We start from the raw sequence: 14,218 nt of genomic DNA, 5'->3' as shown, positions 1-14,218 counted from the left end.
GCGTGACGTTTACCTCGAATTTGAGCGGTCTCTTGCAACGAGCGCGATCGTTCCATTGCCACCCTTGACGGTTAATCCTCCGCCTTAGTTGCAGCGCCGTCAAGGGGAACCTGAGCGCCGAAGGCGCCGCGAAGGCGCGCGGAAGCCGCTGAATTCGCTACTGCAAAATCAAAAACTTTGCGTCCGTGCGCTGTCAAGCAAACCGGCTTCCCTCTTGGGCAAGTTTCCCGATGACGAAGTCGTTAGGGATTGCGGCAGGAACAACAAAAACGGGCCTCTCCTGCACGTGGACCCGTAGCTCTCATCCGGAGGAGGAAACAGCACAGCATCGTTTCTGGTCCCAAACGTGACCGCCCTGCACGAGCAGACGCCGGACGAGAAGCCCGGTGATTAAGCAATGCTTCGGAAACAATAAACGAGACCAACGGAGGAATGACTATGCGCAAGGTGCTAATGGCGACCTATCTTGGCTCCGCGGCGATGCTCGCCGTCGGCAGCGCGTCAGCCAATGACGAGCTGATCAAGATGTCGCAGAATCCCAAAGACTGGGTCATGCCGGCGGGCGACTACGCCAATACCCGCTATTCCAAGCTGAACCAGATCAACGCACAAAACGTAGGCAAGCTCCAGGTCGCCTGGACCTTCTCCACCGGCGTGCTGCGCGGCCACGAAGGCGGCCCGCTGATCATCGGCAACGTGATGTACGTCCATACACCGTTCCCGAACAAGGTCTATGCTCTTGACCTTTCCAACGAGAACAAGATCATCTGGAAGTACGAGCCGAAGCAGGATCCGAACGTCATCCCGGTGATGTGCTGCGACACGGTCAACCGCGGCCTGTCTTACGGCGACGGCAAGATCATCCTGCATCAGGCTGACACCACACTGGTTGCGCTCGACGCCAAGACCGGCCAGGTCGCCTGGTCTGTGAAGAACGGCGATCCCACTAAGGGCGAGACCGGAACCTCTGCGGCGCTCGTCGTCAAGGACAAGGTCCTGGTTGGCATTTCCGGTGGCGAGTTTGGCGTCCAGGCTCACATGACGGCTTACGATCTCAAAACGGGCAAGTTGGCTTGGCGCGGTTACTCGGGAGGGCCTGATGATCAAATCCTGGTCGATGCCGAGAAGACCACCGCTCTCGGCAAGCCGGTCGGCAAGGACTCCAGCCTCAAGACCTGGCAGGGCGATCAGTGGAAGATTGGCGGCGGCGCCACCTGGGGCTGGATCTCCTTTGATCCTGAGCTGAACCTGATCTATTACGGATCAGGCAATCCCTCGACCTGGAACCCGAAGCAACGTCCAGGCGACAACAAATGGTCGATGACGATCTGGGCCCGCAATGCCGACACCGGCGTGGCCAAGTGGGTCTACCAGATGACGCCGCACGATGAGTGGGATTATGACGGCGTCAACGAAATGATCCTCTCGGATCAGTCGATCAACGGCCAACCGCGCAAGCTGCTGACCCATTTCGACCGCAACGGCCTCGCCTACACGATGGATCGTGTCACCGGCGAACTGCTGGTCGCCGAGAAATACGACCCGAAGGTGAACTGGACCTCCGGCGTCGACATGGACAAGAACTCACCGACCTATGGCCGCCCGAAGGTTCTCGACGCGGCCTCGACTGAAAAGGGCGGCGAGGATCACAACACCAAGGGCATCTGCCCGGCCGCGCTCGGTACCAAGGACGAGCAGCCGGCAGCCTACTCGCCGGACACGCAGCTGTTCTACGTTCCGACCAACCACGTCTGCATGGACTACGAGCCGTTCAAGGTGAGCTACACCGCGGGCCAGCCCTATGTGGGTGCGACGCTCTCGATGTATCCGCCGCAGGGTGAAACCCATATGGGTAATTTCATCGCCTGGGACGGCAAGACCGGCAAGATCGTCTGGTCGAACAAGGAGCAGTTCTCGGTCTGGTCGGGTGCGCTCGCAACCGCCGGCGGCGTGGTGTTCTACGGCACGCTCGAAGGCTACCTGAAGGCGGTCGACGCCAAGACCGGTAAGGAGCTCTACAAGTTCAAGACTCCCTCCGGCATCATCGGCAACGTCACCACCTATGAGAACGGCGGCAAGCAGTATGTCGCAGTGCTCTCCGGCGTGGGCGGCTGGGCCGGTATCGGTCTGGCAGCTGGTCTGACCGATCCGACCGCCGGTCTCGGCGCAGTCGGTGGCTACGCGGCTCTCAGCAACTACACGGCACTCGGCGGTACGCTGACCGTGTTCTCGCTGCCAGCGGCGAACTAGCCTCACCTTCGTGTCGCTCCGGCGCGTGGATCAACTCCACGCGCCGGCTCGTCTCCACCGAACGCCTTCGAGGATCATCTCTTGCGTAAAATCTGCTTTGTCATCGCTGCGACCATCTTCGTGACCTCGGGGGGAATTGCCGTTGCGGACGGTCCGGGCGACCCGGCCGCCGTCAAGAAGGAAGACGACGGAAAGTGGCTCGATAAGGAAGGAAACCCGACCTACAAGATTTCGGCCGACGGCACCGTGGACTGGTTCACCTATTCCGGATATCGCCGCTATCACTCCGACTGCCACGTCTGCCATGGCCCCGACGGCATGGGATCCACCTACGCACCGGCGTTGAAGGATTCGGTCAAGACCATGAGCTACGGCGACTTCCTCGGCGTCGTCGCCTCCGGTCGCAAGAACATCTCGACCGCGCAGGAGAACGTCATGCCTGCCTTCGGCGACAACCCGAACGTCGCCTGCTACATGGACGATCTCTACGTCTATCTGCGCGCCCGCTCCGACGAGGCGTGGGGCCGTCAACGTCCCTCCAAGAAGGATGAGAAGAACGAGACCTACACCAAGGCGGAAGACGCCTGCATGGGCAAGAAATGAAGGTTACCAGGACCGATACCACCTCGTGGCGTCCTGCGAGAATTTGAGGAGTTTACGATGAAGACACGTGCCGCCGTTGCTTTCGAAGCCAAGAAACCACTCGAGATCGTCGAAGTCGATCTGGAAGGACCGAAGGCCGGCGAAGTCCTGGTCGAGATCAAGGCGACGGGCATCTGCCATACCGACGCCTACACGCTCGACGGCTTCGACAGCGAAGGAATCTTCCCGTCGATCCTGGGTCATGAGGGCGCCGGTATCATCCGCGAGATCGGACCGGGCGTGACCTCGGTGAAACCGGGCGACCACGTCATCCCGCTCTACACGCCGGAGTGCCGGCAGTGCAAAAGCTGCCTGAGCCAGAAGACCAATCTCTGCACCGCGATTCGCGCGACGCAGGGCAAGGGCGTGATGCCTGATGGCACCAGCCGCTTCTCCTACAAGGGCAAGCCGGTCTACCACTACATGGGCTGCTCGACCTTCTCGAACTTCACCGTGCTGCCGGAGATCGCCGTCGCCAAGATCCGCGAGGACGCGCCGTTCGACAAGAGCTGCTACATCGGCTGCGGCGTCACCACCGGCGTCGGCGCCGTCGTCAACACCGCCAAGGTCACGCCGGGCTCCAACGTGGTCGTGTTCGGCCTCGGCGGCATCGGCCTCAACGTGATCCAGGGCGCCAAGATGGCCGGCGCCGACAAGATCATCGGCGTCGACATCAACGACTCCAAGGAGGATTGGGGCCGCCGGTTCGGCATGACCGAGTTCGTCAACCCCAAGAAGATCACCGGCGACATCGTCGCGCATCTGGTCAACCTGACCGACGGTGGTGCCGACTACACCTTCGATTGCACCGGCAACACCACCGTGATGCGCCAGGCGCTGGAAGCCTGCCATCGCGGCTGGGGCACCTCGATCATCATCGGCGTTGCCGAATCCGGCAAGGAGATCGCCACCCGCCCGTTCCAGCTCGTCACCGGGCGCAACTGGCGCGGCACGGCCTTCGGCGGCGCGCGCGGCCGCACCGACGTGCCCAAGATCGTCGACTGGTACATGAACGGAAAGATCCAGATCGATCCGATGATCACCCACGTGCTCAAGCTCGAGGAGATCAACAAGGGTTTTGACCTCATGCACGAGGGCAAATCCATCCGTTCAGTCGTTGTGTTCTAGCTCGAAAGCGTCACACCCAAGGAGGATCGACCCATGACTGTTGCACTCCATCCCTCGATCGATAACGGCGTCAAACAGGGCAGCGGCAGCTTTGCCGGCGGCACACTGGTTTGCAAATGCACGGACCACCCGGTCAAGGTCGCCGTGAAGGGCGACGTCGCCCACAACCACGCCTGCGGCTGCACCAAGTGCTGGAAGCCGCAAGGCGCGAATTTCTCGGTGGTCGCCGTGGTGCCGCGCCAGAACGTCAGCGTGACCGAGAACGGCGACAAGCTCCAGATCGTCGATCCCTCGGCGGTGATCCAGCGGCACGCCTGCAAGGCTTGCGGCACCCACATGTACGGCCGCATCGAGAACAAGGGCCATCCGTTCTACGGCCTCGACTTCATCCATCCCGAGCTGTTCCAGGAGCAGGGCTCGCAGGCGCCGCAATTCGCCGCCTTCGTCTCCTCCGTGATTGAATCCGGCGTGAAGCCGGAACAGATGGCAGGCATCCGCTCGCGGCTGAAGGAAATCGGGCTCGAGCCCTATGACTGCCTATCGCCGGCGCTGATGGACGCGATCGCGACCCACGTGGCGAAAGCCAAGGCTGCCTGACAAGGCTGCCTGACAAGGCCGCCTGAACAAGGCCGTCAGACCTTCGCCGTGCCCGTCCGCTCGCTGGCCCCGACCATCGCCAGCGAGCCGGACGGTCCGGCCCTCGACCAAATCGCTGCGATGCCGCCGCATCGCACGAGGCAGACGCGAGCGCCATGAGCTCCTCAGATGAGCTCCTCAGTCCTGGTCTCTGAATGACTGCGCAGTGCCGCCCACTTCCCCCTCGAAGTCCGCGCCGCTGCGTTCTCCCTCCCTCGACTGAGGCATCCTGCTTCGTCCGCGCAGTCTCTGCCGGACGAAGCTTTTTTCGTCGTGCACATTTCGCAGGCGCAGGGGCGTGATGCCGCGCCCTGCTTTTGACAAACCTTCGTTGCAACTTTTCCCTTCAACAACACCCGGCTGTGAACGCCGGGCCGGCGCGGTCTCTGCTACGGTCGCGTCGTCACGATGCCGCGCGAATTCAATCAATCAAGAATAAGACGGGAGGTATCGAGCACATCCGGACATCACGATTCGCATTCCTGCTTGCTGCCGGGATCTGCCCGCGCAGGAGAACAGGCCGGGATGCGACGACACGACGAAACGGGCAGTGCGCCGACCTGTGTCGGCAATGTTCAATCGACAAGCTTATGAAGAGCGAGGGACCATCATGATCAAGGTGAAGATCAACGGCCAGGAACAGAGCTGGGACGGCGACCCGGATCTCCCGCTACTCTGGTTCTTGCGTGACGAGGCCGGCCTGACCGGCACCAAGTTCGGCTGCGGCCAGGCCCTGTGCGGCGCCTGCACCGTCATCGTCGACAAGGAGGCCGTGCGTTCCTGCATCACGTCGATCAACGACGTCGCCGGGCGCGAGGTGACCACCATCGAAGGGCTGCATCCGAACGGCGACCACCCCGTCCAGAAGGCCTGGCGCCAGGTCAACGTGCCCCAATGCGGCTTCTGCCAGGCTGGCCAGATCATGCAGGCCGCCGCGCTGTTGATGGAGAATCCCAAGCCGTCACACGACCAGATCCGCGAAGCGATGGCCGGCAACATCTGCCGTTGCGGCTGCTACCAGCGCATCGAGAACGCAGTCCATCTCGCATCGACGGGAGTGTGACATGAATTTCATCGATAAACCCGGGAAGCTTCGTGGCTTCGAGAAGAACATTCGGGTCGAGAAGGTCTCGCGCCGCAGCATCCTGAAGGGGCTCGGCATCACCGGCGGCTTCGTGCTCGCCGCCCCCGTGATGTCGCGCCAGGCGTTTGCCTACGAGACCGGCGCCGGCAAGATGCCGCACGGCGTCGTGGTCGATCCCCGCGTCTTCGTCGCGGTTGCGCCCGACGGCACCGTCACCATCCTCGCCCATCGTGCCGAAATGGGCACCGGCGTGCGCACCAGCCTTCCGCTGATCGTCGCCGAGGAGATGGAGGCTGACTGGTCCAGGGTCAAAGTGCAGCAGGCCCATGGCGACGAGGTCAAGTTCGGCAACCAGGACACCGATGGCTCCCGCAGCACGCGGCATTATCTGATCCCGATGCGCCAGATCGGTGCCTCCGCCCGCACCATGCTGGAGCAGGCCGCGGCCAAGCGCTGGGGCGTGCCGGCGACCGAGGTCAAGGCCGTCAACCACGAGGTCGTCCACAGCGCCAGCGGCCGCAAGCTCGGCTTCGGCGAACTCGCCGCGGACGCAGCCAAAGAATCGGTGCCGAGCATCGAAGGCCTCAAGCTGAAGGACCCCAAGGACTTCCGTTATCTCGGCAAGGGCCAGATCAGCATCGTCGATCTCCACGACATCACCACCGGCAAGGCGCGCTACGGCGCCGACGTACGCCTGCCAGGCATGAAATATGCGGTCATCGCACGCCCGCCGGTGACCGGCGGCAAGCTGGTCTCGTTCGATCCGGACGCGGCGCTGAAGGTCCCCGGCGTCGAGAAGGTGATGCAGGTGCGCGGCTGGCCGTGGCCGTCGAAATTCCAGCCGCTCGGCGGCGTCGCGGTGATCGCGCGCAACACCGGCGCGGCGATCAAGGGCCGTGACGCGCTGAAGCTGACCTGGGACGACGGCGCCAACGGCAAATACGACTCGGTCGCCTATCGCAAGGAGCTCGAGGAAGCCTCGCGCAAACCGGGCCTCGTCGTACGCCAGGAGGGTGACGCAGACGCTGCGCTGAAGAGCGCCGACAAGGTCGTCGTCGGCGAATACTATCTGCCGCACCTCGCCCATGTCAGCATGGAGCCGCCGGTGGCGGTCGCCGACGTCAAGGGTGACAAAGCGGAGATCTGGGCGCCGGTGCAGAGTCCCGGCGGCACCCGCGAGGACGTCGCCAAGACGCTCGGCATTCCCGAGGACAACGTCACGGTGAATGTCACGCTGCTCGGCGGCGGTTTCGGCCGCAAGTCGAAATGCGACTTCGCGCTCGAGGCCGCGCTGCTGTCGAAGGAGCTCGGCGCGCCGGTGAAGGTGCAATGGACGCGCGAGGACGACGTCCGTCACGACTTCCTGCACACCGTCTCGGTCGAGCGGATCGAGGCAGGGCTCGACAAGAACGGCAAGGTGATCGCCTGGCGCCACCGCAGCGTGGCCCCGAGCATCGCCTCGACCTTCGCCGCGGGTGCAAACCACCAGGCACCCTTCGAGCTCGGCATGGGCCTCGTCGACATGCCGTTCGAGATCGCCAACATCTCCTGCGAGAACCCGGAAGCCGCGGCGTTCACCCGCATCGGCTGGTTCCGTTCGGTCTCGAACATCCCGCGGGCCTTTGCGGTGCAGTCGATGGTCGGCGAGATCGCGCAGGCGACCGGGCGCGACCAGAAGGAGACGTTGCTCGCGCTGATCGGCAGTCCCCGCATCGTCAAGCCGGCGGTGAAGGACATGTGGAACTACGGCGAGCCCTATGACAGCTACCCGATCGACACCGCGCGTCTCCGCAAGGTGGTCGAGCTGGTCGCCGAGAAGGGCGAATGGGGCCGTCAGGTACCGAAAGGCCATGGCCTCGGCATTGCCGTGCACCGCAGCTTCGTCAGCTACATCGCGACCATCGTCGAGGTGGCCGTCGACGAGAAGGGCAAGCTGACGGTGCCGCGGGTCGACACCGCGATCGACTGCGGCACTTATGTCAATCCCGAGCGCATCGCCTCGCAGATGGAGGGCGCGGCGATCATGGGGCTGAGCGTCGCCAAATACGGCGCGATCACCTTCAAGGACGGCAAGGTGGAGCAGAAGAACTTCGACGACTTCCAGGTCCTCAGGATGGATGAATCTCCTCTTGTAACCAACGTCTACATCGTCCCGCCCGGACCCGACACGCCGCCGAGCGGCGTCGGCGAGCCCGGTGTTCCGCCGTTCGCACCCGCGCTGACGAACGCGATCTTCGCCGCGACCGGAAAGCGTATCCGCAGCCTTCCGCTCGGTAAGCAATTGGAGGCTTAAGGCGGAACATTGAGCGGCCTCGCGCCGTTTCCATCGATCTGACAGGAGCAGATCGATGACCAACATCTCAAAGGCGCTCGCAGTCTCGTTGCTGTCGGGCGCCTTTTTCATGACGACCACGGCTGCGTTCGCTCAAAGCAACACCACCCCGCCGACCACCGCCACGCGCCCCACCGCGCCGGAGCAGAACTCGCTTCCCAACGCCGGAGCCCCGCCGCCTTCGACCACACAGACCACCGGGCAGACCAGCTCCGATCCGAAGGTTCAGGAGATGAACCAGAAGGAAAAGGACAAGGTTGATCGGCAGGGGAAGTAGCGGTCCAGCGCCTGCGCCCACAAACCGCCGCTCGCCGTCATGGCCGGGCTTGTCCCGGCCATCCACGACCTCTGCCGCGGCACGAAGAACGTGGATGCCCGGGACAAGCCCGGGCATGACGGGTTCGTGGCGCGAGCACCGCACACGCAAAATGCGGCGGACGTTGCCGTCCGCCGCATTTGCCCCCTGACGCTCCGCTTCCTTCGATTCGCCCGCGGAGCTTATTTCTTCAGCGCGAACACCCAGATCACGCCGCCCTGCGGCACATTGGATTCGATGCCGATATTGTTGGTCGCGAGCGCATCCTGGATGCGTTGCGCGTCCACGCCCCACCCCGACTGGATCGAGATGTATTGCGTGCCGTCGATCTCATAGGACACCGGCATGCCCATGATGCCGGAGTTGGTCTTCTGCTCCCACAAGAGTTCGCCGGTCTTGGCGTGGAAGGCGCGGAAGTTGCGGTCGTTGGTGCCGCCGACGAAGACGAGATCGCCTGCCGTCGCCGTTACCGAACCGAACAACTGCGATTTCGGGAAATTGTGCTGCCACACCTTCTTGCCGGTGGCGGGATCCCAAGCCTGGAGTTCGCCGAAATGATCGGCGCCGGGCTTCGTCGTTAGGCCGATGTCCTCCGGCTTGGTGCCGAGCCAGAGTTCGCCCGCCTTGAGCGGAACCTTCTCTCCGGTGAAGCCGCCGCAGAAATTCTCGTTGGCGGGCACGTAGACGAGGCCGGTCCTCTGGCTGTAGGCCGCCGACGGCCAGTCCTTGCCACCCCACAGCGACGGACAGAACTCGACCCGCTTGCCGATGACCGGCTTGTGCGCAGGATCGACGATCGGCTTGCCGCTCTCGGCGTCGATGCCCTTCCAGACATCGGTCGCGACGAAGGGCCAGCCTGCGACGTAGTTGATCTTGGTCGGGGTGCGCTCGAGCACCCAGAAGATCGCGTCGCGGCCCGGATGGATCAGGCTCTTGATGGTGCGACCGTCGCGTTGCAGGTCGACCAGGATCGGTGCTTCGACCTCGTCCCAGTCCCAGGAATCGTTCTGGTGGTACTGGTGGTAGGTCTTGATCTTCCCATTGCTGGGATCGAGCGCGAGCACCGAGGAGGTGTAGAGATTGTCGCCGGGATGCGTCTCGCCAGGCCATGGCGCGGCGTTACCGACGCCCCAATAGATCGTCTTGGTGTCCTTGTCGTAATTGCCGGTCATCCAGGCGGAGCCACCGCCGGTCTTCCAGTCGTCGCCCTGCCAGGTATCGTGACCGGGCTCGCCCTCGCCGGGGATGGTGAAGGTGCGCCACAACTCCTTGCCGTCCTTGGCATCGTATGCGGCGACGTAACCGCGCACGCCGAGTTCACCGCCGGAGCCTCCGACGATGACCTTGCCCTCGACGACAAGCGGCATCAGGGTCATGTACTGGCCCTTCTTGTAGTCCTGCACCTTGGTGTCCCACACCACCTTGCCGGTCTTGGCGTCGAGCGCGACGACATGGTCGTCGGTGGTGGCGAGATAAAGCTTGTCCTCCCAGAGACCGACGCCGCGGTTGGTCGGATGCAGCTGAAAGAGGTCGTCGGGAAGCTGCCGCTTGTAGCGCCAATATTCGTCGCCGGTCTTCGCGTTCAGCGCGATCACCTGCCCCATCGGGGTCGTTACGAACATCACGCCATTGTTGACGATCGGCGGCGCCTCGTGGCCTTCGACCACGCCGGTGGCAAAGGTCCAGACCGGTGTGAGATTCTTGACGTTCGAGGTGTTGATCTGGTCGAGCGGGCTGTAGCCCTGTCCGTCATAGGTGCGCCGATAGAGCATCCAGTTGCCGGGTTCCGGATTTTCCAGCCGCTGCTGGGTGACCGGCGCGTAGTTCTCGATCGGGCCGGCGACGGCGACGGTCGAGACAAGGCACGTGAAGGCGACGAAGCCGGACAGTAACCATTGCTTCCTGGTCATGAACGTTCCCCTTTTTCATCCGTTTGAATTCTTGTTTTGCATTCTTGTCGTTCGTCCCGTCGTCCGCCCATCGGCGGATGCGGCCTCTCGTGACGCGGGCACAACCCGCACCGTCCGTCATCCTGGCTGCACGCCACCTACCTTTCCGATGAAGTTGCCGGCGACGCTGAGCGAACCGTCAGCGAGCGCGAGCGGCAGCGCGGCAAGCCGCCGCGGCGCCGGTCCGAACACGACCTGCGCGCCCTCGCGGGGATCGTATTCGGAGTTGTGACACATGCACTTGAACACGTCCTTGTCGCCGACATCGCTCTTGACCCAGGCAGTGACGGGACAGCCTGCATGCGAGCAGATCGCCGAATAGGCCAGGATGCCATCGACGGCCCGCGCGCGGGTCTTCTCGTCGAGCTCGGCGGGATCGAGCCGGATGATCAGGATTTCGTTGAGGCGCGATGCGCTGCGCACCACCGATGTGTTGGGATCCTTCGGCCACGCATGGACCGGCGGTCCACCGGCCGGGAGATCGGCCGCAGTGATGAGCTTTCCCTCCTGGTCGCCTTCGGAGAAGACGAGCAGATCACCCTTCTGCGGACGTTCATCGGAGCCTGGCGGATCCTCGCCCGCGCGCGTCTGCGTGGAACAACCAAGGCAGGCGGTCGTGGCGAGCGCGCCAAGCAGCAGCGTTCGCCGCGTCTGTTCTGTACCCGCGTCGACTTCAGACTCCGCGGTGCTCTCGGACGATGAGGGAGTGGTGTTGAATGATGCGCGCGACATGCACGTTAGCAGGCGCTGGAACTCTGCCGAAAAAAAGGCGGAGAGTTGGCGCCGCAGCGCATCAATATGTCTTTGCTCGCTTTGGTTGAACGCAAATGAATGCGTTCCAGCGCATATTTGCAATTGCAACGTCGCGTCGCGCGATCGGCATGATGATTTTGCAGATCAGACCGATGATGCGGGAATTGGTGCAACGCGTTATTAGCCGCGCAGCGCAACCTCAGAGCGACACAACTGCACGTTTTACAGGCAGATTTGCTGTCGTCAGGACCGGAGCACGTGACGCGGCGCAGCGATACGGCCGGCGATGGTCGCCGACGCCATCTCAAAACTGTCGGCGATGCGTCGCGCCTTGTCGATGAAGAGCGCGGCCGCCGGCGGCGGACAGACCTCGCGCGCGGTCTGCTCGAACAGATCGAGCCAGCGGTCGAAATGATCGCCGACCAGGCTGAGCGGCACATGCGCCCGCATCGGCGAACCATGGTAGCGGCCGCTCATCAGCACGACCGACGACCAGAAATCCTTGAGTTTGGCGAGATGCTCGTCCCAATTCTGCACGATCGCAAAGACCGGCCCCAGCAGCGCATCCTCGCGCACGCGTCCGTAGAAGCGGGTGACGAGCTCCCCGATCATCTCCTCGGTGATCCCGGTGCGCTCGATCGCATCCTGGGTCAGCAGGTTCCGCCGCGCGGCCGCCGCCTCGCGCTCGGCCTTCAGTCGATCCGACATGTCCTTCGTTATCCGTTCATTTGTTCCCGCGGGCCGCCCGTTCGACATTGTCGGGCCAATTGCGCGCGGCGTCTTTGTCGCAGCGCAAATTGCGGGGATCGGGCGGCGGATGCTGGGCACCCGCCGCCGGCGCCATCAGGCACCGTAAGTGTAGAAGCCCTGGCCGGTCTTGCGGCCGAGATGGCCGGCATCGACCATTTCCTTGAGCAAGGGGGCCGGACGATATTTGGGGTCATTGAAGCCCTTATAGAAGACCTCCATCACCGAGAGCATGGTGTCGAGCCCGACGAGATCGGCGAGCGCCAGCGGCCCGATCGGATGGTTGCAGCCGAGCTTCATGCCGGCATCGATCTCCTCGGCGGTCGCGATCCCTTCCTGGAGCGCAAAGATCGCCTCGTTGATCATCGGGCACAGGATGCGATTGACGGCGAAGCCGGGGCTGTTCTTGGCCGTGATCGCCACCTTGCCGACCCGCTTGGCGAAATCCAGCGCCTTGGCGTGGGTGTCGTCGGAGGTCTGCAGGCCGCGGATGAGTTCCAGCAGCGCCATCACCGGCGCCGGGTTGAAGAAGTGCATGCCGATGAAGCGATCGGGACGATCGGTTGCGGCGGCAAGCTTCGTGATCGAGATCGAGGAGGTGTTGGTCGCGAGCAGCGTGCGCGGCGACAGCGTGGCGCAGAGGTCCTTCAGGATCTTGACCTTGAGCTCCTCGTTCTCGGTCGCGGCCTCGATAACGAGGTCGCAATCGGCGAGCTTCGCGCGATCGGTGGTGCCGGTGATGCGCTTGAGAGCCGCCTCGCGATCGGCAGCCGACATCTTCTCCTTCTTGACCAGGCGCTCGAGGCTACCGCCGACGGTCGACAGCCCGCGGTTCACCGCCGCATCGGAGATGTCGACCATCACGACCGAGAGCCCGGCCGCGGCACAAATCTGCGCGATGCCGTTCCCCATGGTCCCTGCCCCGATGATGCCAACCGTGTTGATCATTGCCTCGTATCCTTCATCCTTGCGGGCGTGCCAGACGGCCCGGCCCCATTGTTCCTGCATCAGGGTCTAGCACCGCCACCGGGCGGGTGCGACCTGATCCTGCCTCTCCTTAAAGCATCCCGGGCGGGAATAAAGCCGCTCTTCCGCCGCGGAGAGGTGCGATTTGATGCCCCGGCGAGCTGATTTGTTCGCATTTTGCCCGGCCGCTGCAGGGGGCGAGGGGCGCGCCAGCGAGCAGCTGGCCAAGACGTCTTTGTGACACAGGCCACATCTGCCTCGCGCCCGGCCTGCTAGGCTCGGCCCTATGATGAAGCACCTAACTCTCCCCGTACTCTTCACCGCTCTGCTCGTCGCCACGCAAAGCCTGGCGGCCGAGACCAAGGGAGCCGGCTCAACCTTCGTTTCGCCCGTGATGGCGAAATGGATCGACGCATACAAGACGAAGACCGGCAACACCGTCAGCTATCAGGCGGTCGGCTCGAGCATCGGCGTCGGCCTGATCAAGAAAGAGGCCGTCGACTTCGGCGCAAGCGACATGCCGTTTGATCCCAAGGAACTGGAGAGGCTCGGCATGATGCAATTCCCGATCGTGATCGGGGGCGTCGTACCGGTCGTCAATATCGATGGAGTCAAACCCGGCCAGATCCGCTTCACCGGCCAGATGCTCGCCGACATCTATCTCGGCAAGCTGAAATCATGGAACGATCCGGCCATTCGCGCGATCAACCCCGACATCAGGCTGCCGAACACTGCGATCACGGTGGTTCATCGCATCGACGGATCCGGCACGACGTTCAACTGGTCGAACTACCTCTCGAAGGTCAGCACGCAGTGGAAGACGAGCGTGGGCGAAGGCACCTCGGTCGAGTGGCCACTTGGTCTCGGCGGCAAGGGCAATGACGGCGTCGCCTCGCTCGTCAGCCTCGTGCCCGGTTCGATCGGCTATCTCGAATACACTTACGCGCTGCAACGGCTAGATAGAATCTCATTTGGCGTCGTGCAGAACAGCGCCGGAAATTTCGTCGTCCCCGACGCCGCATCGTTCCAGGCAGCGGCCTCGAGTGCGGACTGGAAGGCGGAGAAGGATTTCCACCTCGTGCTCACCAACGCGCCCGGCGAAGACGCCTACCCGATCACGGCCACGACGTTCGTACTGATGCCGAAGGCGCCGAAATCCGAGGAACGATCGGCAGCGGCCATCGACTTCATCCGCTGGTCGTTGGAGAACGGAAAGGCCCAGGCCGAGACGCTCAATTACGTGCCGCTTCCGCCTGCCCTGGTCAACCAGATCGAACGCTATTGGCAGCAGAGCATCGAGACAAACCCCACGGTCTCGGCCTCGGCTAACGTCAAGCGCTGAAGCTTGGAAACGAGCGGCCGTCATGCCCGGGCCTGTCCCGGGCATCCACGTTCCCAGTGCCAGCCACGCGACC

Annotated in this window: 12 protein-coding genes; 8 read left to right on the top strand and 4 right to left on the bottom strand. The window is 63.3% G+C overall.

The genetic code is table 11. The annotated features are described in order from the left end of the window. Positions 1-438: 438 nt before the first annotated feature. From xoxF5 to AC1DW2_RS26085, 7 genes are all read left to right on the top strand, one after another. Positions 439-2,250, top strand: a complete 1,812-nt coding sequence (gene xoxF5 / locus AC1DW2_RS26115; RefSeq protein WP_063981978.1) for a lanthanide-dependent methanol dehydrogenase XoxF5 — start codon at positions 439-441, stop codon at positions 2,248-2,250. An 81-nt stretch (positions 2,251-2,331) separates the two neighbouring features. Then, entirely contained in the window at positions 2,332-2,853 is a 522-nt protein-coding gene (locus AC1DW2_RS26110) for a c-type cytochrome, methanol metabolism-related (RefSeq protein ID WP_084795040.1), read from the top strand. A gap of 57 nt (positions 2,854-2,910) precedes the next feature. Beyond that, positions 2,911-4,020 (top strand): S-(hydroxymethyl)glutathione dehydrogenase/class III alcohol dehydrogenase, encoded by a 1,110-nt coding sequence (locus AC1DW2_RS26105; protein ID WP_014493614.1) that lies wholly within the window; start codon positions 2,911-2,913, stop codon positions 4,018-4,020. Positions 4,021-4,053: 33 nt separating this feature from the next. Continuing rightward, on the top strand, positions 4,054-4,617 hold the full coding sequence (gene gfa, locus AC1DW2_RS26100; protein ID WP_063981977.1) for an S-(hydroxymethyl)glutathione synthase: 564 nt from the start codon (positions 4,054-4,056) through the stop codon (positions 4,615-4,617). Between the two features lie 649 nt (positions 4,618-5,266). Then, complete coding sequence (locus tag AC1DW2_RS26095; protein ID WP_014493612.1) at positions 5,267-5,719, top strand: (2Fe-2S)-binding protein; 453 nt, start codon at positions 5,267-5,269, stop codon at positions 5,717-5,719. A 1-nt stretch (position 5,720) separates the two neighbouring features. Next, positions 5,721-8,033: a xanthine dehydrogenase family protein molybdopterin-binding subunit gene (locus tag AC1DW2_RS26090; RefSeq protein ID WP_063981976.1), complete on the top strand. Its 2,313-nt coding sequence runs from the start codon at positions 5,721-5,723 to the stop codon at positions 8,031-8,033. A gap of 55 nt (positions 8,034-8,088) precedes the next feature. Further along, entirely contained in the window at positions 8,089-8,349 is a 261-nt protein-coding gene (locus tag AC1DW2_RS26085; protein ID WP_028151274.1) for a hypothetical protein, read from the top strand. Positions 8,350-8,570: 221 nt separating this feature from the next. On the opposite strand, the gene AC1DW2_RS26080 is transcribed toward AC1DW2_RS26085, so the two are convergent. The 4 genes from AC1DW2_RS26080 to AC1DW2_RS26065 form a co-directional block, all read right to left on the bottom strand. After that, complete coding sequence (locus tag AC1DW2_RS26080) at positions 8,571-10,298, bottom strand: methanol/ethanol family PQQ-dependent dehydrogenase (protein ID WP_231142740.1); 1,728 nt, start codon at positions 10,296-10,298, stop codon at positions 8,571-8,573. Positions 10,299-10,415: 117 nt separating this feature from the next. After that, positions 10,416-11,069, bottom strand: a complete 654-nt coding sequence (locus AC1DW2_RS26075; protein WP_063981974.1) for a QcrA and Rieske domain-containing protein — start codon at positions 11,067-11,069, stop codon at positions 10,416-10,418. A gap of 264 nt (positions 11,070-11,333) precedes the next feature. Then, complete coding sequence (locus AC1DW2_RS26070) at positions 11,334-11,798, bottom strand: group III truncated hemoglobin (RefSeq protein WP_063981973.1); 465 nt, start codon at positions 11,796-11,798, stop codon at positions 11,334-11,336. A gap of 135 nt (positions 11,799-11,933) precedes the next feature. Then, a complete protein-coding gene (locus AC1DW2_RS26065) occupies positions 11,934-12,845 on the bottom strand; it encodes a 3-hydroxybutyryl-CoA dehydrogenase (protein WP_354102673.1) in 912 nt (303 codons plus the stop codon). A 244-nt stretch (positions 12,846-13,089) separates the two neighbouring features. Between AC1DW2_RS26065 and pstS the strand changes: the two genes are divergently transcribed. Then, positions 13,090-14,145: a phosphate ABC transporter substrate-binding protein PstS gene (gene pstS, locus AC1DW2_RS26060; protein WP_187387986.1), complete on the top strand. Its 1,056-nt coding sequence runs from the start codon at positions 13,090-13,092 to the stop codon at positions 14,143-14,145. Positions 14,146-14,218 lie beyond the last annotated feature (73 nt).

Source organism: Bradyrhizobium sp. P3_C3, from assembly GCF_056402655.1.
This window is presented reverse-complemented; position numbering and strand designations above follow the sequence as displayed.

Excerpts from the sequence above, each read along its gene's own strand:
- xoxF5 (WP_063981978.1), top strand. The coding sequence starts at position 439 with ATGCGCAAGGTGCTAATGGCGACCTATCTTGGCTCCGCGGCGATGCTC.
- AC1DW2_RS26105 (WP_014493614.1), top strand. The coding sequence starts at position 2,911 with ATGAAGACACGTGCCGCCGTTGCTTTCGAAGCCAAGAAACCACTCGAG.
- gfa (WP_063981977.1), top strand. The coding sequence starts at position 4,054 with ATGACTGTTGCACTCCATCCCTCGATCGATAACGGCGTCAAACAGGGC.
- AC1DW2_RS26095 (WP_014493612.1), top strand. The coding sequence starts at position 5,267 with ATGATCAAGGTGAAGATCAACGGCCAGGAACAGAGCTGGGACGGCGAC.
- AC1DW2_RS26090 (WP_063981976.1), top strand. The coding sequence starts at position 5,721 with ATGAATTTCATCGATAAACCCGGGAAGCTTCGTGGCTTCGAGAAGAAC.
- AC1DW2_RS26085 (WP_028151274.1), top strand. The coding sequence starts at position 8,089 with ATGACCAACATCTCAAAGGCGCTCGCAGTCTCGTTGCTGTCGGGCGCC.
- AC1DW2_RS26080 (WP_231142740.1), bottom strand. The coding sequence starts at position 10,298 with ATGACCAGGAAGCAATGGTTACTGTCCGGCTTCGTCGCCTTCACGTGC.
- AC1DW2_RS26075 (WP_063981974.1), bottom strand. The coding sequence starts at position 11,069 with ATGTCGCGCGCATCATTCAACACCACTCCCTCATCGTCCGAGAGCACC.
- AC1DW2_RS26070 (WP_063981973.1), bottom strand. The coding sequence starts at position 11,798 with ATGTCGGATCGACTGAAGGCCGAGCGCGAGGCGGCGGCCGCGCGGCGG.
- AC1DW2_RS26065 (WP_354102673.1), bottom strand. The coding sequence starts at position 12,845 with ATGCAGGAACAATGGGGCCGGGCCGTCTGGCACGCCCGCAAGGATGAA.
- pstS (WP_187387986.1), top strand. The coding sequence starts at position 13,090 with ATGATGAAGCACCTAACTCTCCCCGTACTCTTCACCGCTCTGCTCGTC.